Below are 19619 nucleotides of genomic sequence, written 5' to 3'. Positions count from 1 at the left end.
CAACGAGCTTAAAAACTATTTTGTTTAACTACAGGTTATTGTCTTGTAAAGACTACTTCAGTTCCCGTATAATTTTCAGCATTTATATCATCACCGGCCAAAATAAGTGTATTACCTTCTAGTTGAACGGTAATGGTTTCTTCTTCAAGGTCCTCATTGATAAAAGTTAATTGATTCCCAACTAAAGACCAAGTCGTAGTTTCAACATCACTCTGATTAGGACATGGAACATCTAAACCAGTAGGACCAGCATTTACTTCAATATAATTAACCTTATTGTCTGCAGTAGCAGTACCATCTGCATTAAATGTAAAGCTTACCAAAAAACAGCTTTCTTCAACCAACTGGTCGACAATTTCATCAGCCAAATTTAATGAGGTATCATTTGGGTCTTCTTCAAAACGAACATCAGTCATGTTCCAAGTCCCTACCAATGCCGAAGCCTCAAGCATACCATCATTTTCATTATCTGTTGAACAACTAGCTAAAAACAAAAGTGCTATAATTGCTGTTATACCTTTTTTCATGTTTAATTTTTTTAATTCTTACGGTTAAGAAACGAAAAAAAGCAAACAATAGTGTGCTGTAGCTAAATTGCTAATTACAATATGAATCTGTATGTAGCCTTTAAAAGAAAGATATTTTGCGGTTTTTGTCCAAAAATATTATCGTTCAAACTAGTAAGGAGTCCTTCACCTGGGTTACCTGATTGTGATACGTCTTGCGACCATACCAAAAAGATTTCAGAACCTGGAATATACTCCCAACGAACCACCAAATTTGAACGAAACTGTACAAAAGAAAAGTCAGGGTTTCCAAAACTAAAGTCTGTTACGCCATCCAAATTTTCATCTACACTATAAGAATCATCTGCAAATGAAATTTGATTGGTATCATACTGTAAAAAACGGTCTTCAAAGTTCTTTGCCGTGGCATTGGTAACATGTTTGAAGTTTGAATAGCGTCCTCTTGAAATAAAAGGTTGTCCCCAATATTGTACTGTTAGGTTAGGATTGATGTTAAAATTCAATCGGACTGACATGCTTAAAGTCCGTTGTTCGATTTGTCCGTTCAAATAGCGAACACCATCATCCGTATCAATATTATTAATGTATTGAAGCTTATCATTATTTATACTATATTCTGGAAACACTGAAATTCTTAGTGCATCAATAGGTTGGTATCTAAATCCAAATTCAACATAATATCTACGAATTGAATTATCCAATGCTTTACGTCCATTGTGAAAAAGATTAAATCTCAATTTTTTACGACCATCGGTTCCAATACCATTCCAAAAAGTAACTTCTGGAGTTAAACGCAATCTTGGTCCACCGCGTAAAGCAAAATTTGAATATCTAACAGGGGCATAATTAAACCCAACATTAGAAAACCAATTGTTTGCCCAATTTTGCCATGAATTAGTATTAAATCGAAGTTCGTTATGATTACCAGCAAAATCCCATGCACTCCAATGGTTATAATTAATCCCGACCCTTCTAAAAGTACTGTCCGGTTTTAAAGTCTGGTATCCTATCCATGTATAATGACGAATATCATCCGCTTGCCGTTGAAAGCCTATATCGTTTAGTTCCAATTCTGGAGAGCGCCAAGTTCCCCCACTCTCAAAACGCCAGTGCCCATTACCTATTTTTCCAATTTGAACATTTCCTCCAGAGCCTGTTAGTGATGTTTTATCCTCATCAACTTCAACATGTTCTGCGTCAACTCTTTGAAATAATCTAGTTATGGATTGTTGCGTATTTTGTATGGCCTCTTCACTACCCTGAACATGACTTAGAATTACATTACCTCCAAAATACCAGTCCCTATTGTTCCACTGATGTTTAAAATCTAATCCACCTGTATATGCTGATTTATGAAGAAAATTTAAACCTTCGGTAAGATCATCCCTATTTGTTGCAGTAAATACACCTCCTATATATGAGTTACGGTCATTAAAGTCTTTTTGAGCTCGGCCAACAAAATAATTGGTCAATGGCTCAACCACCTCTCTTCTTCTTTCTCCATTATTGTCTATTGTTGCATATTTTTTTGCCGTCACACTTTCCAAAACTCCAATAGCCCAACCATCTTTTGTCTTTCCACTGAACTTAGCAGCACCAATAATCTGAGTATTATCCGGAATATCAACAAACTCTCCATCATTAGTATCAGGGAAACCTTGCGGACTTCTACCAATTCTTCTTGAGTAAAAAACATTATCGGACCCAAAAGTGTTACCAGCTTCAGATCTTGAAACATTAAAATCAAAAATATTCTTGTTTTCCACAAAAAATGGACGTTGTTCCCGGAAGAAAATCTGAAACCCATCTAACGCAATTGCAGAGGGGTCTGCTTCAACTTGACCAAAATCTGGATTTACGGTAAGGTCTAAGGTCAAATCATTGGTAATACCAATTTTGGCATCTAAACCAACTGCTAAATTTGTTTCATTACCATCCCTAAATGGATTCCCTTCTTCAGCCTCATAAGTTTCACCACTTGCAACGGTGTATGGTTGAATTTCTAGTTGTTTCTGCGGTTCTATATTCTTAAGCCCATGTAATTCGCCAAACTCGCTTACCCATCCTGGTTGATCAATTGGCTTTCGTTGCCATAAAGATCTTTCTTCAGCTCTAAAAAATCTTCTTGTAGACTGCAAGCCCCAAACCTGGTTTTCTGAACTTCCAAACTTTAATTGACTCAATGGAATACGTAACTCAGCCGTCCATCCTTCATCATCAATGTTGGTTTTAGTATACCAAATAGGATTCCAACTACCATCCCAATTGTTACCATTGTTAGAAATAAATTCATCCCCTTTTACACCCGCAGCTGTAACGGTAAATGAAAATGCGGTACGTTTATCATGGTAACTATCAATGTTAAACTCTACCCAATCCCCTTCAAAACCATCTCTTCTAGACAATCTCTTAATTATCTTATCTGGTTCGGCATCATAGCAGCGCACTCCTATATATAGGTTCTTATCGTCATAGACAATCTTAAATTTAGTCTGGTAACTGGGCGGTGTGTTTTCGTCAGGTTGATTTTCAATATAGTCTCCAGTCCATTCCACTTTGTTCCATACTTCATCATTTAATAAACCATCTATAGCAGGTGATGGTTCTGAACCTACATGATCAGTAACATAAATTTTTTTAGGTACTACTTCAGTGGTATCTTGCGTTTGTTCAGTTTCCTGGGCATTTAAAATAATTGTGAGAAGAAAGAAAGCAAAAAGAAAGGTTGGATTTCTCAAGACGTTCGTTTTTTGATTGATGTGCATTAAAGACTCGCGTAAACCATAAGAGTTACAGTAAAATTGAGTTTTAAGATTTTTTTAACATACATCGTAATTTGCTATATTATGTATTGAATTTTAGGGTCAAAAAAATTAAAAAATATTCTTTCTCAACCATTTGCAATTCAATCTAATAATTGTACATTTGCACCCCGTTATTTGGGAACGATTACAAAATTTAATACTTTTTAGAGAAGTGGATACATTAAGTTACAAAACTATTTCTGCCAATAAAGCTACTGTTGACAAGCAATGGGTATTGGTTGATGCTGAAGGACAAACGTTAGGTAGGTTGGCTTCTAAAGTTGCCAAAATACTAAGGGGAAAATATAAAACAAATTATACTCCCCATGTAGATTGTGGCGACAGTGTAGTTGTCATCAATGCAGAAAAAGTTCAAATGAGCGGCAATAAGTGGGAGGACAAAACCTACTCTAGATATACTGGCTACCCAGGTGGTCAACGTTCTACCAGTGCTTCTCAGCTATTGGAGAAACATCCTGAACGAATTATAGAAAAGTCTGTAAAAGGAATGCTTCCTAAAAATAAATTGGGTGCTGACTTGTTCAGAAATTTAAAAGTATATGCTGGAGCTGAGCATGGACAAGAAGCTCAAAAACCTAAAGCGATTAACTTAAACGACTACAAATAATGGAGGTTATTCATAAAATAGGAAGAAGAAAAACAGCTGTAGCTCGTGTATATGTTTCCGAAGGAAAAGGAAATATTACCGTTAATAAAAGAAAGTTGGAAGAGTATTTTTCAACAGCTACATTACAATATAAAGTAAAACAGCCTTTTACACTTACTGAGACTGACGGAAACTACGATGTTAAAGTAAATGTATATGGAGGTGGAATCACTGGTCAAGCAGAAGCAGTTCGTTTAGCATTATCTAGAGCAATGTGCGAAATTGATGCGGAGAACAGAAGCATCCTAAAACCAGAAGGTCTATTGACTAGAGACCCAAGAATGGTGGAGCGTAAAAAATTCGGTCAGAAGAAGGCACGTAAGAAGTTCCAGTTCTCTAAACGTTAATCAAAATTTACTGGGCATTCTTTTCAGGGATATCTATATTATATTTTTTCTAACAAAGTTCATTGAAAGTCTTCGTCAACTGGTGAAGACAATTAAAAAATCCCATACAGCCAACCCTGTTGGTGGCTTATAAAAAGCCTTGGGTAAATTAGTTTAGCATCTAAATGGTGAAGGCTTCCACAACTTAGTTTTGGATACCACTTTACCATTGCTAATTCAAAAGAACGTAAACTAAATTTTAAAATGGCGAAAGTCGAAGTAAAACAATTATTAGAAGCAGGTGTACATTTTGGACACCTTACAAGAAAGTGGAATCCCAACATGGCTCCTTACATCTACATGGAGCGTAACGGTATTCACGTTATCAATCTTTACAAAACAGCAGCAAAATTAGAAGAAGCCAACGAGGCTTTAAAGAAAATTGCTGCATCAGGAAGAAAAATCCTTTTTGTAGCTACCAAAAAACAAGCAAAAGACATTGTTGCTGAAAAAGTATCCAATGTAAACATGCCGTACATCACGGAAAGATGGCCTGGTGGTATGTTGACCAACTTTGTTACTATTAGAAAAGCCGTTAAAAAAATGGCTTCTATTGATAGAATGAAGAAAGATGGAACTTTTAACACACTTTCTAAGAAAGAGCGTTTACAGGTAGATCGCTTAAGGGCAAAATTAGAGAAGAACTTAGGTTCTATTTCTGAAATGACACGTTTACCGGGTGCAATTTTTATTGTTGATACCATGCGTGAGCATATTGCTGTTAAAGAAGCTCAAAAATTGAATATTCCAATTTTTGCAATGGTAGACACCAACTCCGACCCAAGACCTATTGACTTTATTATCCCTGCCAATGATGATGCGGGTAAATCCATAGAAGTTGTTATGGGTTCTGTAACAGAGGCTGTCGCTGAAGGTCTTGCAGAAAGAAAAGCTGACAAGCAAGGTGAAAAAGAAGGAAAAGAAGAAACAAAGGCTAAAGAACCAAAAGCGGAGAAAGCAGTTGAGAAAAAAGCTGCTCCAGTTAAAGAAAAAGTAGAAGCTACTCCTAAGAAAGAGAAGGCTGCTGAAACTAAGGAAAAACCAAAGAAGAAAGCTGCGAAAAAAGCTGATGATTTGACTAAAGTGGAAGGTATAGGTCCAAAAGCTGCCGAAGCATTAGTTGCTGCTGGAATTGCTACTTATGCTGATTTAGCCAAAGCAAAACCAGAAGCTATAAAAGCCACCCTTACTGATGCTAGTCCAAGATTAGCGCACTTAGAGCCAACCTCATGGCCTAAACAAGCTAAAATGGCAGCAGATGGCAAATGGGACGAGCTAAAAGAATGGCAAGACAACACCAAAGGTGGTGTTGAAGACTCTGAAGAGTAAAACATTGACAAAAACAAAACACGATTAAAGTGTTTTAACATATATAATTTTAAAAAAAAGTACACAAATGGCAAAGATTACAGCCGCTGAAGTAAATAAGTTAAGAAAAACTACCGGAGCTGGAATGATGGATTGTAAAAATGCATTAGTTGAAGCTGAAGGTGATTTTGATAAAGCAATTGAGATTCTTCGTAAGAAGGGCCAAAAAGTTGCTGCGAAAAGAGCAGATAGAGATTCTTCTGAAGGTGCAGCAATTGCAAAAGTAGACGCTGACAATAGCAATGGTGTCATTATTTCTTTAAACTGCGAAACAGATTTTGTAGCTAAAAATGAAACTTTTATAACATTAGCTAATGATTTAGCAGACCTAGCATTAGGTTTTGACAACAAAGATGCTTTTATGGAAGCTTCTTTCAATGGCATGACCGTTGCTGAAAAATTAACTGAACAAACTGGGGTAATCGGTGAAAAAATCGAAATTGGAAGTTTCGAAAAATTAAATGCTCCTTTTGTGGGCTCATATATCCACGCAGGTAATAAGATTGCAACTTTAGTTGGTCTTTCAGCTGCTGTAAATGGTGCTGCTGAAGCAGCTAAGGATGTTGCCATGCAAGCTGCGGCAATGAATCCTGTTGCTTTAAATGAAGATGGTGTAGACCAATCTGTTATTGATAAGGAAATAGAGATTGCAAAAGATCAATTAAGACAAGAAGGTAAGCCAGAGGCAATGTTGGACAATATTGCAAAAGGAAAGATAAAACGCTTCTTTAAAGACAATACTTTGGTAAACCAAGCTTTTATTAAAGATAGTAAACAAAGTGTTGCCCAATATGTAAAATCCGTTGATTCTAGTTTAGAAGTAACTGGTTTCTCTAGGGTAGCTTTAGGATAAGAAATAAATCTGTTACTTATTCAAAAAGCCCTGATTTATAATCAGGGCTTTTTTTATTTGGAAACCTTTTTTACTTAGTTCTTAACACCTTAAGCCTTTCAATCGCATGCTTATTATCTGGGTTTAATGCCAATGACTTTTCATAATTAAGTATAGCAATGGTTTTATTTCCCAGATATTCATTGCCTTCTGCAAGGCTATCCCACACATTCCAAGATTTTGGATACTCCCTTGTATTCAACTCAAACACTTTTAGGGCTGTATTCTGATTACCTAATCGAAATAACATATATCCAATGCTATTTAAGCAGTTCTCAAAATCTACTTGTTTGTATTTCTTATTATTCTTAAGAGTATTATAATAACTAAACAATTTCTCAAAACTTTCATTACTTGCTTTATCCAATAACCCCTCAAAGACAAAATTATTCCCATCATAAATATCATCATTGACCAGACTTGCCAAATGGTTAATGGTATTTTCTATGTTGTAATAACTTTCCAATCCATTTGATAAAAAAATAATACTGATATTGTCTTTAGGAAAGATACGATATGCCGTTACCAGTGAACCTGAGAATCCATACGAAAAATGGCCGTTAAGATTATGCACGTCCCAACCAAAAACAAATTCTTTATTATCGTTCCCATAATCGAAAAATTCAAACATTTTATTTTTTGTTTTTTCAGACAAAAACTTGTTCTCTTCAAATTTTTTGTTCCATTCAACATAATCTTTAAGGGTAAGGTTAAGTCCGTTTGCTGATAGCATATAGCTTCCTTGCAAATAACTATTATCAATAATCAATTTTCCGTTTCTAAAAGGAAAATATGGTGTTACCCTATTCTTGACAATGTCTCTAGAATCAGAAGAGAGAAAGGTAGTATTATCTACATCATCCCAAAATTGATTTCTAAGAATATAATCTTCAATATTTTCATTGGTGACTTTTTCAACTACCCGCTGAACCAACCAAAAATTGGTTTGATTATAGTCATACTTTTCCCCTGGCAAAAAACTAATCTCTTGATCAATCACTTTTTCCACTGCCTCCTCTTCAGTAAGATTCTCAAAATCCATAATAGGAGCCATATCAGGTAATCCTGAAGAATGCGTTAACAAGTGTTTTAATTGAATGGTACCCCAAGTTTTTGGAATATCATCTAAATACATCGAAAGCTTATCTTCCAATGAAAGCTTGTTCTTTTCAATCAATTGAAAAACTGCAACTGTAACAATGGTTTTAGTTAACGAGTATACCCTGAAAATAGATTTGTCTGACACAGGCACATCATGCTCTATATTAGCATTACCATAATATGCTTCATGTACGGTTTTCCCATCTTTTGCTATAGCAACTGCTGCTCCAGGTATACCATATCGATTGGAAATTTTTAAAACATACTCGTCAATCCTATCATTTAAAGTAGAAGGTCTAATCTGGGCTTGACAAAAATTCGACATAAAGAATAGTGCCAGTAGAAGTGGTAATTGTTTCATCTCTTATTTATAATAGTGAGTTATTTACTTTCGAATATATCTATCACAGTGCTCTAAAGCCTTTTTAAAAAAGTCAAATGCTTTAACTTATTTTGATTTGATAATTATATCACCATTAAAAGTCTTGAACAACATCTCGGGGCCACCACCATTTATTTTTCCCTTAACCCATTGCTCAACCTTTACCTTATAACTTCCTCTATTTGAACTTCTATCTACATCTGGCTTATTTTCAGAAATATTCATGTCAAAATCTGTATACACATCTCCCATATCTGATTTTGCCTTAACGTTTGCCTTCAAAGAACTTGGAAAAGTAACCTCAACATTACCATTAAAACTGCTAAATGCCATATCGGCACCATTTGCGATACTATTAAAATTGACTTTCAATTCACCATTAGTGGTATTGGCGCTAGCGGAACCACTAATATCTTTTAATGTAATCTCCCCATTTACGTTACTAATTTCCATCTCTCCATTTACACCCTCAACATAAATATCCCCATTGTTTACTGTTTCTAACTTTAGTGAAAAGTTGACTGGCACTTTTATGTCAAAATCGGTTTTATTGTTCCATAATTCATTATGTATCCTTACAACATTATCATTTTCTTCTGCCGAAATATTTAAAGATGAACCAGATATTTTCTTCATCCCTTTTTTTCCACAGTCATCACAGTCTTTATCGTTTTCATGAACGGTTGCCTTCACGATAACTTCTTTTCCGCTGTATGCAACGACATTTATTGAACCTGAAATTTGATCCACTGACAATACCCCTGGACTGTTAGGATTACTTAAGGGAATGGTAAACAAGTCTATTTTTTTCTCTTGGGCGCTGGATATACATACCGCTAAGAATCCAACTACTATTGCTATCAACTTTAAATTTTTCATGATTGTTATATTTTTTTGATGAATACGTTTCCATTTAATGTTTCAAAATCATAGTCAATACCTCCCTTGCCTATTTGTACAACAGGTTTTGACTCATACTTAAATTTTGCTTTATTGTTCTTAGATGATTTATTGGTTCTATTGAACTGCTTTTCAATTTCGAAATCAGTGAACAGTTCCCCGTTCATACTCTTAAAAGAAACATCCGCGGATAACGCATTTTGATAAGTGACATTTATATCTCCATTTAGAGAATAATATTTAGACGCATTTGTAGGGTTATCAGCATAAGTTATCTCAACTTCGCCATTAATACAGTGAACCTTAGTTTGCCCAGTTATATTTATCAGTGAAATACCTCCATTTACATTATTAGCTTTAATGAAATCCCCTCGCATATTCTTAACCGTCACTTCACCATCGTTTACGGTACTTATATCTAATTTGATATTCTTTGGGACTTTTAAAGTGAAATCTGTTTGATGTTTATAAGCTGGTTCCTCATAATTATTACACCAATTATATCGCAACCCTTCTTCATCAAACTCCATATATGGCGCACTAGGGTGAATAAAAATTTTATTTCCTCTTTCCAAAACTTTTATAATCAATTCTTTTTTACCCGTTTCTAGATCTGAAGTATTATCTGCAGTAATTTTTTTATCGACTACAAGTTGAATTTGATTTCCTTCATAGCCTTCTACTTTAACAGACCCGAAAATATTATTTAGAATCAAGGTGTTTTCTTTACTATTGCTTTCAAAAGCAATCTCCTTTTTTATTTGTTCTTTAAACGTTGCCTCTTGTGCGTTAACAAAATGTACAGCAATAAAAGCTGTAAGTAGACTTGTTAGAATTGTTTTTTTCATTTGATTAAATTTTATGCCCTACAACTAGGACCGTTCGTAATTTGATTTTGGCCCAGTATGGGCTGATGAATAAACTATATAATTGATTGAATTGTACTCTCTATTTTCTTTTTTACCGTTGTGTCCAATTGTTGGTTTTGCAACAGTTTTTTAAATGGCGCAATAGATTTTTTCTCCTGTAATGCAGCCATTAAATTTGCCAAAGTGACCTGGATGATTGGCGATTCTTGATTGGGAATAGATTGTACCAAACCTTGTCTAACCTGAGGGTTTTCCACATAATTAGTCAAAGATTCAATAGCGGCCAGTCTCACATTTACATTGCTATCTCTATTTAATGTTTGCAATAAAGCCTTGATAACTATTTTATCTGCTTTATCAAACTTATTTGCTTCACTTACACCTTGCAATCTCTTATTGGCAGAGGGTTGTTCTAACAATGTCAATACCAATCTTTCCCGCACTTCTTTAGTTTCATTATTAGAAGCCACACTTGTTACTTGCTGAGTATCCATTTCATCAGAATTCAGAAAATATCCTATTGAAAGTCCAATCCCCAGTAAAATAATGCTGTAAGCAAATTGAGGGCTCCATAAAAATTTAAGTTTACTTAAAAACCCTTCGGGGCTCCTATTCTCACTTACTTCTTTTTTAGCTACTTCAGCATTTAATTTTTCAAAAAATTGAACATCCATTTGTTGGGATGGCTCAGGGACAGCCATTTCATTTGTATGAGACCATAGTTTAGCAAGTTCCCCTAGTTCTAATTGTTGTTTAGGATTCCTTTTCAAGTATTGCTCAAATGTCGCTTTATCTTCTTCGTTAATATCTCCCCTGATATAATCTATTACCTTAATCTCAAATTCTTCTTTTTCCATAACTAAGCTGATTCTATTTGTAGATATATGGTTCTCAATTCTTTTAATGCGCGGTGTGCTTTAACTTTTGCAGCACCTTCACTACAACCTATAATTTTACCTATTTCACTAAATTTCAACTCTTTGAATTTACTCAACACCAAAACCTCACGTTTATCCGGGTCCATTTTGTGCATTGCCTTTTTTAAGGTTTTCAATTCCTCTTTTCGCATTACAGCTTCTTCTGTATTTGTACCATCATCCAATTTATATTCAACAGTGGAAATTTGATAGTCACTGTTTTGCTTTTTATTCTTTTTAAAATAATCGTAACTAATATTTCTAGCCATACTAAACATCCAAGCCGCAAATGAACCTTCACCAGTAAATGTATGTTTGTACTTAAGCATTCTCATAAATACATTTTGCACCAAATCTTCACTTAAAGCAGCATCTGAATTCATATTGTAAAAAAAGCCAAACAACCTTTTTTTGTGACGTTCATAGAGCAAACCTAGTTTCTGGATGTCTCCAGATTTTACTTTCAGCATTAATGCATTGTCGGTTAGTGTTTGCATTAGTTTTTAATGGTTTTCAAAAGGATAAACTGCTCTTTTTAGAAAAGGTTACAGAAATTATAATTTTTTAATTACAATTATCAAGAATTCACCGTAATTACAACCGATCAGTCATAAATTATTTTGATTATTTTTGTTCGGATTTCAAAAAAGCGGTAGATGCAATACAAAAGAATTCTTTTAAAATTAAGCGGTGAAGCTTTAATGGGTGACCAACAATATGGCATTGACCCAAAAAGAATTGCTGAATATGCAGAAGATATTAAGGCGGTAATGGAAAAAGGCGTGGAGCTTGCTATCGTAATTGGTGGGGGAAATATTTTTAGAGGACTAGCGGGAGCAAGCCAAGGTATGGACCGTGTACAAGGAGATCATATGGGTATGTTGGCAACAGTCATAAACAGTTTGGCCTTACAAAGTACATTAGAAATTCAAGGGGTAGAAACTAGAGTGCAGAGCGCCATAAAAATTAATGAGGTTGCGGAACCTTTTATTCGAAGAAGGGCAATGCGCCATTTAGAAAAAGGACGTGTTGTTATTTTTGGAGGAGGTACCGGAAACCCCTATTTTACAACGGATTCTGCTGCTGTTCTTAGAGCTATAGAGATTAAAGCTGATGTAATTTTAAAGGGAACCAGAGTAGATGGTATTTATACGTCTGACCCAGAGAAAGATAAAAACGCAACTAAGTTTGACAATCTTTCCTTTAAAGAAGCACTAAATAAAGGACTTAAGGTAATGGATACTACGGCCTTTACGTTAAGCCAAGAAAATGAGCTGCCAATAATTGTATTTGATATGAACACTAGAGGTAATTTAATGAAAATTGTTTCTGGGGAAAATATTGGAACACTTGTAAATGTATAGTACTGGCATAAAAATTGGTTGGTAAACTTAAAATAATAAGATTATGAACGAAGAGGTAACTTTTATACTTGATTCTACAACTGAAAGTATGGACGGGGCAATGTCCCATCTAGAGAAAGCTTTTATAAAAATAAGAGCTGGTAAGGCTAACCCTGTTATGCTATCTACGGTAATGGTAGAATATTATGGCTCTCCTACTCCATTATCTCAAGTTTCTAATATTAACACTCCTGATGGCAGAACCATTTCTGTACAACCTTGGGAGAAAAGCATACTTCAAGATATAGAGACTGCAATCATTAATTCCAACCTTGGCTTTAATCCAATGAACAATGGTGAAATGATTATCATAAATGTCCCACCATTGACCGAAGAAAGAAGGCGTGATTTAGTAAAGCAGGCTAAAGCTGAAGCTGAGGATGCCAAAGTAAGTATTCGTAGTGCGCGCCAAGAAGCGAACAAAGAATTAAAAAAATTGGACATTTCCGAAGATTTATTGGCCAATGCTGAAGTGGATGTACAAGAACTCACCGATAAGTATAGCAAAAAAGTAGATGATGTCCTTGATGCGAAAGAGGCAGAAATAATGAAAGTATAGTCTTTTCTCAAAGATAATACTGCAGTCTTTCCTTAGGTACAGAACTAATGATTTTCTACCTTTGCGACCAATAAAAATGGAATGCTAAAAGAGTTTTTTCAAGGATTTTGGTCTGGTTTAGCACGTTTAATCCTTCGCAATAGAATATTAATTTTACTGGTAATTACTGGCGCTACAATTTTTTTGGCAATGCAATGGAAAAACATGCGTTTTTCCAATACAGAGGCAAATATTCTTCCAGATGACCATCCTGAAACCGTACAATACGAGGCTTTTGTGAAGCTTTTTGGCCAAGAGGATAATGCCATTGTCCTTGCCGTTCGTGATACTTTACTCTTTCAACCTGATAATTTTAATCGCTGGAACAAATTTAGTAAGCAGTTTGAAGCTGTCCCAGAAACCGATTTTGTCATCTCTACCGACAATCTAAAGGAGTTGGTCAAAGACAATGAGAAACAAGAATTTTTCCTTAAACCTTTAATCACTTCGGAAGTTAAAACGGCAGAAGAAGTAAATACCATAAAAGAGCATTTATTTAATGATTTGCCCTTTTATGAGAATTTACTCTTTAACAAAGAAAGTGGCTCAGTGAGAATGGTCGTCTATATGGACAAGGACATTCTCAATGAACCTGTTAGAAATGAGTTTATTTTAAATGACCTGGAAGGGCTTGTTGAAGACTTTGAGAAGGAGACTGGTTTGGATGTTCGGGTTTCGGGCATGCCCTATATACGCACATGGAATTCAAAAATTATTATCGATGAAATAGGAATCTTTATCCTTGGCGCATTATTGGTTACTTCAATTATATTTTTCTTTTTCTTTAGGAGTTTTAGAGCTACGTTCATATCTATGTTCGTGGTAATCATAGGTGTTATGTGGGCCTTTGGTATTCTAGGTTTGTTTAAATATGAGATTACCATTCTCACGGCATTGATTCCTCCTCTAATCATTGTAATTGGGATTCCCAATTGTATTTTCTTAATCAATAAATACCAACAAGAGGTAAAAAAACATGGAAATCAAGCACTTTCATTGCAACGTGTGATTTCCAAGATAGGGAATGCTACCTTAATGACCAATGTTACCACTGCTTCTGGTTTTGCAACATTCATCATTTTAGATAGCGATTTGCTCAAAGAATTTGGTATTGTAGCATCCATAAATATCCTATGCATTTTTATGCTATCCTTATTGATTATTCCTATTCTTTATAGTTTTATGCCCTTGCCTAAAACCAAGCATTTAAAACACTTAAACAAAAAATGGATTGATATGTTCGTCAATTGGATGGAGCGTATCGTTAGAAATAACCGTATTGCGGTATACATAACTTCGGTGATTGTTTTAGTGTTAAGCATTATCGGTATTTATCAGATTGAGATTACTGGAAGTAGAATTGAAGATTTACCAAAAAACACCAAATTCGTTAATGATGTCCGTTTTTTTGAAGAGGAATTCGATGGTATCATGCCTGTGGAAGTTGTTGTGGATACCAAACAGAAAAATGGAATTTTAAAACCTGCAACGCTGCGTCGCATGGACCAACTGGGTAATGAGATTACAGAAACTCCAGAGCTCTCCAAGTCAGTTTCCGTTGTTAATTTGGTGAAATATTCCAAACAGGCGTTTTATAATGGGATTCCAAAATACTATCAATTGCCCACTTCCCAAGAGAACACCTTTATCATGGATGTTGCTAGAAAATCTGCTGATAATGGCAATCTATTAGAGAGTTTTGTTGATAGTGCTGGGCAAACGGCTCGAATGACCACTTTTATGCGTGATGTAAAAACTGAACGCATGGAAGAAATTGAGGAAGATTTGATTAAATCCATTGCCAAGATATTTCCATCGGAGCGCTATAATGTTTTTATAACGGGAAAAGCATTATTGTTCTTAAAAGGCACAAAGTACCTCGTCAAAAACCTTCTACTGTCTTTGGCATTGGCAATTGGTCTTATCTCTTTGTTTATGGCCTACCTGTTTCGTTCTTTTAGAATGATATTGATTTCTTTGGTACCCAACTTGCTTCCTTTGGTTATCACCGCAGGACTTATGGGGTATCTTGGAGTTCCCATAAAACCTTCAACAATTTTGGTGTTTAGCATTGCTTTTGGTATTTCTGTGGATGATACCATTCACTTTTTGGCCAAATACCGTCAAGAGCTAATTGCCAATCGTTGGCAAATAAAGAAGTCGGTGTATAATGCTTTACGAGAAACCGGTGTGAGTATGTTCTATACCTCCATAGTTCTCTTCTTTGGTTTTTCGGTATTTATTGTTTCCAGTTTTGGCGGTACTAAAGCTTTGGGAGGCTTAGTATCAGCTACTTTGCTGTTTGCTATGTTAGCAAATCTAATATTGCTTCCTTCACTTTTGCTTTCACTTGAAAAAAGTATTGCCAACAAGAAAGTATTGAAAAAACCTCAAATAAATATTTTGCCAAAAGAAGATGAAAATTCAGAAGGTAAATAGCAATTACAAACTTCGCTTTCTTTAGTCAAAAACCTATCTTTGAATCTTAATTTATATGCTTGAGAATGAAACTCTTTTCTGTTAAAGAATTACTTGCCACGCAACCTTCTTCGCAACAAGTGGAAATCAATGGTTGGGTTAAAACCTATAGGAGCAACCGATTTATTGCCTTAAATGATGGTTCAACTATCAACAACATCCAATGTGTAATCGATTTTGAAAACTTTGACGAAGAGCTTATAAAAAGCATTTCAACTGGTGCAGCAATTAAAGTCATTGGTTCATTGGTTGAAAGTCAAGGAAAAGGACAACAAGTAGAAATACAGGTTAAGGAATTATCCATACATGGAAGTGCAGATGCTGACAGTTACCCAATTCAACCTAAAAAACATTCATTAGAATTTTTACGAGAAAAGGCACACTTGAGGGTAAGAACCAATACATTTTCAGCAGTTATGCGTGTTCGTTCAGCATTATCTTATGCAGTTCACACCTATTTTCAGCAAAATGGGTTTTACTATTTTCACGCACCCATTGTTACCGGTTCAGATGCGGAAGGAGCAGGAGAAATGTTTCGCATAACTACCTTAGATGCTAAAAATCCTCCTTTAAATGATGAAGGGGAAGTAAATTACAAAGAAGATTTTTTTGGCAAGGAAACCAATCTGACAGTATCCGGACAACTTGAAGCTGAAGCCTATGCCATGGGGCTTGGCAAGGTATATACTTTTGGTCCAACATTTAGAGCAGAAAATTCAAATACATCTCGTCATCTAGCTGAATTTTGGATGATTGAACCAGAAATGGCTTTTTATGATTTGGACATGAATATGGATTTGGCCGAAGATTTTATTAAATGGGTTGTCAACTATGTCTTAGAAAATTGTGAAGAGGATTTAAAGTTCTTGGAAAAACGTTTATTAGATGAAGAAAAATCTAAGCCGCAAGCAGAGCGTAGTGAAATGGCTTTGATAGAAAAGTTGAAATTTGTTGTTGACAATAACTTTAAGCGAGTTACATATACAGAGGCTATTGAAATTTTAAGAAATTCCAAGCCCAATAAAAAGAAGAAATTCGATTACATTATTGGCGAATGGGGAGCTGATTTGCAAAGTGAGCACGAGCGGTTCTTAGTAGAAAAGCATTTTAAATGTCCCGTGATTTTATTTGATTATCCTGCCAATATCAAAGCATTTTATATGCGCCTTAACGAAGATGGGAAAACCGTGCGTGCCATGGATGTTTTATTTCCAGGCATTGGTGAAATTGTTGGTGGTTCTCAACGTGAGGAACGTTTGGAAGTATTACAGCAAAAAATGGCTGATTTGGGTATTGAGGAAGAAGAATTGTGGTGGTATCTTGATCTTAGAAAATATGGAACGGCTGTTCACAGTGGATTTGGGCTAGGGTTTGAGAGACTGGTTCAATTTTCAACTGGAATGGGCAACATTAGAGATGTAATTCCGTTCCCTAGAACACCACAGAACGCAGCTTTTTAAATTGATTTCTTTAACTTTATAGGTAAGGAATAGTTATATGCTCAAACAACATTTACAGTTTAAGCTTTCACAAAAATTATCACCTCAACAAATTCAATTGATGAAGTTGATTCAATTGCCCACACAGGCTTTTGAACAACGTTTAAAACAAGAATTAGAGGAAAATCCCGCTTTGGAAAGTGGAAAAGCTGAAAATGAAAATGTTGAGGACAATTATGAAGATTCTTTCGATGACACAACGGATAGCGAATCTATAGCAGCCGAGGACATCAATATAGATGATTATTTGAGTGATGATGAAATCCCAGACTATCGCACCAAAACCAGCAACTATAGTGCTGATGATGATGAAAAAAGCATTCCATATGCTGCAGGCACCTCTTTTAATCAATATCTAATAAATCAATTAAATACTGTTTACCTATCTGATGATGAGTGGGCAATTGCAGAGTTTTTAGTCGGTAGTGTTGACGAAAGTGGTTATATAAGAAGACCCTTGACTGATATTATGGATGATCTTGCTTTTACACAAAACATCTATACTGAAGAGGAAACGATTGAAAAAGTCTTAAAAATAGTTCAAGAGCTAGATCCCCCAGGCGTAGCAGCAAGAACTTTGGATGAGTGCCTGATTATTCAATTAAAAAGAAAAGAACCAACTCCTTCCGTAGAATTGGCCATATCCATCATGGAAAGGTCATTTGAGCAATTCACTAAAAAACATTACAGTAAGCTTATTGCAAAATATAATATTACGGAAAATCAGTTAAAAGATGCTATTGGGGAAATTGAAAAGCTAAATCCAAAACCAGGAGGCTCTTATTCTGGGAATAATCGGATGATAGAACATGTGGTTCCAGATTTTTCAATTAAAATTATTGATGGAGAATTAGAACTGACTCTAAACGGTCGTAACGCTCCCGAGTTACATGTTTCAAAAGACTATAGTAACATGTTACAAGGTTATAAAGATTCAAAGGAAAAATCAAAATCCCAAAAAGACACCGTTCTCTTTATCAAACAAAAACTTGATGCCGCTAAATGGTTTATCGATGCCATAAAACAACGACAACAAACTTTGTTCATTACCATGAACACTATTATGGAGTATCAAAGGGAATATTTTATGACTGGAGATGAGCGTAAGCTCAGACCCATGATTCTGAAGGATATTGCGGACCAAATCAACATGGATGTTTCCACTGTATCCAGAGTTGCAAATAGTAAGTATGTAGATACTCCATACGGAACTAAACTGATTAAAGAATTCTTTTCTGAATCGATGAAGAATGAACAAGGTGAGGATGTTTCAACCAGGGAAATAAAAAAGATACTTGAAAACGTCATTAGTGAGGAAGAAAAGAAAAAGCCATTAACGGATGATAAGCTTGCAAAAATGCTAAAAGAAAAAGGGTATCCAATTGCTAGAAGAACGGTAGCCAAATACCGAGAACAGTTAGGAATTCCTGTAGCTCGACTTAGAAAACAAATTTAATGAGACTTTTTTTACGGGCAGTCTCTTATATATTTCATCCACTTTTTATTCCAATAGCGGGTACCTTAGCCTACTTCGCTCTTGCTCCATACAGTTCTTTAGAGCAACAAAGTGGCAACATCTTGCCTATTTTTATACTAACGGTAATAATTCCCATTATCTTCTTTTTAATTCTAAGGAATCTAAAGCTTATAACCTCTGTTTTTGCACCTTCCATCAAGGAAAGAAAATATCCTTTATTTATAAGTATTGGTCTTTACCTAATGATATTATATAAGGTTATACCGCAAAATTATATTAGTGAACTCTATTTTTTCTTTGTAGGACTGCTTACTGCTTCAATTGCAATAGTGTTGCTGCTTTTTTTAAATTTTAAAGCAAGTATTCATTTATTTGGTATGGGAAGTTTATTACTTTTTTTGATTGGACTGAGCATCCATTTTGAAATTAATATTACCATTGCAATTGGTTTAGTAACCCTACTGAGTGGCTTAATAAGTACTTCTAGACTTTATTTGAAAGCCCATACAGTTCCCGAACTTCTTATTGGATTTATGGTAGGTGCTTGCTCGCAGCTACTCCTATTTAAGTTTTGGTTATAGTATATAAAAGATTACACCTATTCTTAATGGCCTTATCTCAATTGCCTCACCATTGATAGAAGCCGCGTTATCCAATAGAGGATTTAAACTATAGTACAGATGTATATTCCAAGTATTGTATCCAAAGTTGAGTGTTAACCCCAATTGCCACTGGGAAATATCATCATTTTTAAAACTTGTACTTAAATCACTATTATCTGAAACAAGTTTAGACCTTCTTGAGAACAAATATTCTGCTTTAATTCCTCCATATACCCTCCAGAACTTATAATCCACTGGATTAGAAGTACGCCATCTAATTTCAAGTGGAAACGCTATTGCATGAGTTTCGAATTTAGTTCTTCTTAAACTATCTGTTGGAACAGGGAGCCTGTAATTTATACTTGTCCCATTATCTTCAGCTATGATATTACTGTAGTAGGAATTGGTACCATACCCTACTCCTAAACCAAAGCCAATGTTCCTTCTAGAGTTAAGAGGAATATCCTTTATAAAACCTAGTTGAAAATTATAAGATAGATTTCTTTGAATGACATCATTGGGCTTGTTTAGCAAAACATTATAAGCCGCCCCAGTGTAAAATTGGTCTTCTAGGTATCTAGAGTCAACTATATCCGGGCTCTGAATACTATCCTGAGCATACAAGTAACCCATGGAAGACACTAAAATTGTAAAAACCAGTCGTTTTAACATAGACACAAAGTAAAACAAAAAACGCTCCAGATTTAATATCTGGAGCGTTTTAAACTAAATTTTAGTTCTATTTATTT

The 19619-nt window shown here is 35.1% G+C and carries 18 protein-coding genes; 10 read left to right on the top strand and 8 right to left on the bottom strand.

The genetic code is table 11. The features are described 5' to 3' along the window. Positions 1–35 precede the first annotated feature (35 nt). Positions 36–527, bottom strand: a complete 492-nt coding sequence (locus tag AACP56_RS14775; RefSeq protein WP_339337383.1) for a lipocalin family protein — start codon at positions 525–527, stop codon at positions 36–38. Between the two features lie 74 nt (positions 528–601). After that, the gene (locus AACP56_RS14770; RefSeq protein WP_445227705.1) at positions 602–3265 is read right to left on the bottom strand and encodes a DUF5916 domain-containing protein; all 2664 of its coding nucleotides are present in this window, start codon (positions 3263–3265) and stop codon (positions 602–604) included. A 238-nt stretch (positions 3266–3503) separates the two neighbouring features. Between AACP56_RS14770 and rplM the strand changes: the two genes are divergently transcribed. The 4 genes from rplM to tsf all read left to right on the top strand — a co-directional run bounded on the left by rplM (position 3504) and on the right by tsf (position 6605). After that, positions 3504–3959, top strand: coding sequence for a 50S ribosomal protein L13 (rplM, locus tag AACP56_RS14765; RefSeq protein ID WP_339337384.1), 456 nt, complete (start codon positions 3504–3506; stop codon positions 3957–3959). Continuing rightward, positions 3959–4345, top strand: coding sequence for a 30S ribosomal protein S9 (gene rpsI, locus AACP56_RS14760; protein ID WP_339337385.1), 387 nt, complete (start codon positions 3959–3961; stop codon positions 4343–4345). The genes rplM and rpsI overlap by 1 nt, the downstream gene beginning before the upstream one ends. Positions 4346–4588: 243 nt before the next feature. Further along, the gene (rpsB, locus tag AACP56_RS14755; protein ID WP_339337386.1) at positions 4589–5713 is read left to right on the top strand and encodes a 30S ribosomal protein S2; all 1125 of its coding nucleotides are present in this window, start codon (positions 4589–4591) and stop codon (positions 5711–5713) included. Between the two features lie 67 nt (positions 5714–5780). Continuing rightward, on the top strand, positions 5781–6605 hold the full coding sequence (gene tsf, locus AACP56_RS14750) for a translation elongation factor Ts (protein ID WP_339337387.1): 825 nt from the start codon (positions 5781–5783) through the stop codon (positions 6603–6605). A gap of 70 nt (positions 6606–6675) precedes the next feature. On the opposite strand, the gene AACP56_RS14745 is transcribed toward tsf, so the two are convergent. The 5 genes from AACP56_RS14745 to AACP56_RS14725 all read right to left on the bottom strand — a co-directional run bounded on the left by AACP56_RS14745 (position 6676) and on the right by AACP56_RS14725 (position 11310). Continuing rightward, entirely contained in the window at positions 6676–8106 is a 1431-nt protein-coding gene (locus AACP56_RS14745; RefSeq protein WP_339337388.1) for a serine hydrolase domain-containing protein, read from the bottom strand. A gap of 87 nt (positions 8107–8193) precedes the next feature. After that, positions 8194–9006, bottom strand: coding sequence for a DUF4097 family beta strand repeat-containing protein (locus AACP56_RS14740; RefSeq protein WP_339337389.1), 813 nt, complete (start codon positions 9004–9006; stop codon positions 8194–8196). 5 nt (positions 9007–9011) lie between these two features. Next, positions 9012–9875 (bottom strand): DUF4097 family beta strand repeat-containing protein, encoded by an 864-nt coding sequence (locus AACP56_RS14735; protein ID WP_339337390.1) that lies wholly within the window; start codon positions 9873–9875, stop codon positions 9012–9014. Positions 9876–9949: 74 nt separating this feature from the next. Then, positions 9950–10753, bottom strand: a complete 804-nt coding sequence (locus AACP56_RS14730; RefSeq protein WP_339337391.1) for a HEAT repeat domain-containing protein — start codon at positions 10751–10753, stop codon at positions 9950–9952. 2 nt (positions 10754–10755) lie between these two features. Next, entirely contained in the window at positions 10756–11310 is a 555-nt protein-coding gene (locus AACP56_RS14725) for an RNA polymerase sigma factor (protein WP_339337392.1), read from the bottom strand. A 159-nt stretch (positions 11311–11469) separates the two neighbouring features. Here AACP56_RS14725 and pyrH point away from each other — a divergent pair, with 159 nt between their 5' ends. The 6 genes from pyrH to AACP56_RS14695 all read left to right on the top strand — a co-directional run bounded on the left by pyrH (position 11470) and on the right by AACP56_RS14695 (position 18849). Then, complete coding sequence (gene pyrH, locus AACP56_RS14720) at positions 11470–12177, top strand: UMP kinase (protein WP_339337393.1); 708 nt, start codon at positions 11470–11472, stop codon at positions 12175–12177. A 43-nt stretch (positions 12178–12220) separates the two neighbouring features. After that, the gene (gene frr, locus AACP56_RS14715; protein ID WP_339337394.1) at positions 12221–12775 is read left to right on the top strand and encodes a ribosome recycling factor; all 555 of its coding nucleotides are present in this window, start codon (positions 12221–12223) and stop codon (positions 12773–12775) included. 81 nt (positions 12776–12856) lie between these two features. After that, a complete protein-coding gene (locus AACP56_RS14710) occupies positions 12857–15253 on the top strand; it encodes an efflux RND transporter permease subunit (protein ID WP_339337395.1) in 2397 nt (798 codons plus the stop codon). A gap of 65 nt (positions 15254–15318) precedes the next feature. Continuing rightward, positions 15319–16752 carry an asparagine--tRNA ligase gene (gene asnS / locus AACP56_RS14705; RefSeq protein ID WP_339337396.1) on the top strand — a complete coding sequence of 478 codons (1434 nt, stop codon included), beginning with the start codon at positions 15319–15321 and terminating at the stop codon, positions 16750–16752. A gap of 37 nt (positions 16753–16789) precedes the next feature. Beyond that, positions 16790–18247 (top strand): RNA polymerase factor sigma-54, encoded by a 1458-nt coding sequence (gene rpoN / locus AACP56_RS14700; RefSeq protein ID WP_339337397.1) that lies wholly within the window; start codon positions 16790–16792, stop codon positions 18245–18247. After that, positions 18247–18849 carry a hypothetical protein gene (locus AACP56_RS14695; protein WP_339337398.1) on the top strand — a complete coding sequence of 201 codons (603 nt, stop codon included), beginning with the start codon at positions 18247–18249 and terminating at the stop codon, positions 18847–18849. Before rpoN ends, AACP56_RS14695 begins: the two co-directional genes overlap by 1 nt. On the opposite strand, the gene AACP56_RS14690 is transcribed toward AACP56_RS14695, so the two are convergent. After that, positions 18844–19542: a porin family protein gene (locus AACP56_RS14690; RefSeq protein WP_339337399.1), complete on the bottom strand. Its 699-nt coding sequence runs from the start codon at positions 19540–19542 to the stop codon at positions 18844–18846. The genes AACP56_RS14695 and AACP56_RS14690 overlap by 6 nt on opposite strands. Between the last annotated feature and the right edge of the window lie 77 nt (positions 19543–19619).

This window comes from Croceitalea sp. MTPC6, from assembly GCF_036985525.1.
Taxonomy (GTDB): domain Bacteria; phylum Bacteroidota; class Bacteroidia; order Flavobacteriales; family Flavobacteriaceae; genus Croceitalea.
This window is presented reverse-complemented; position numbering and strand designations above follow the sequence as displayed.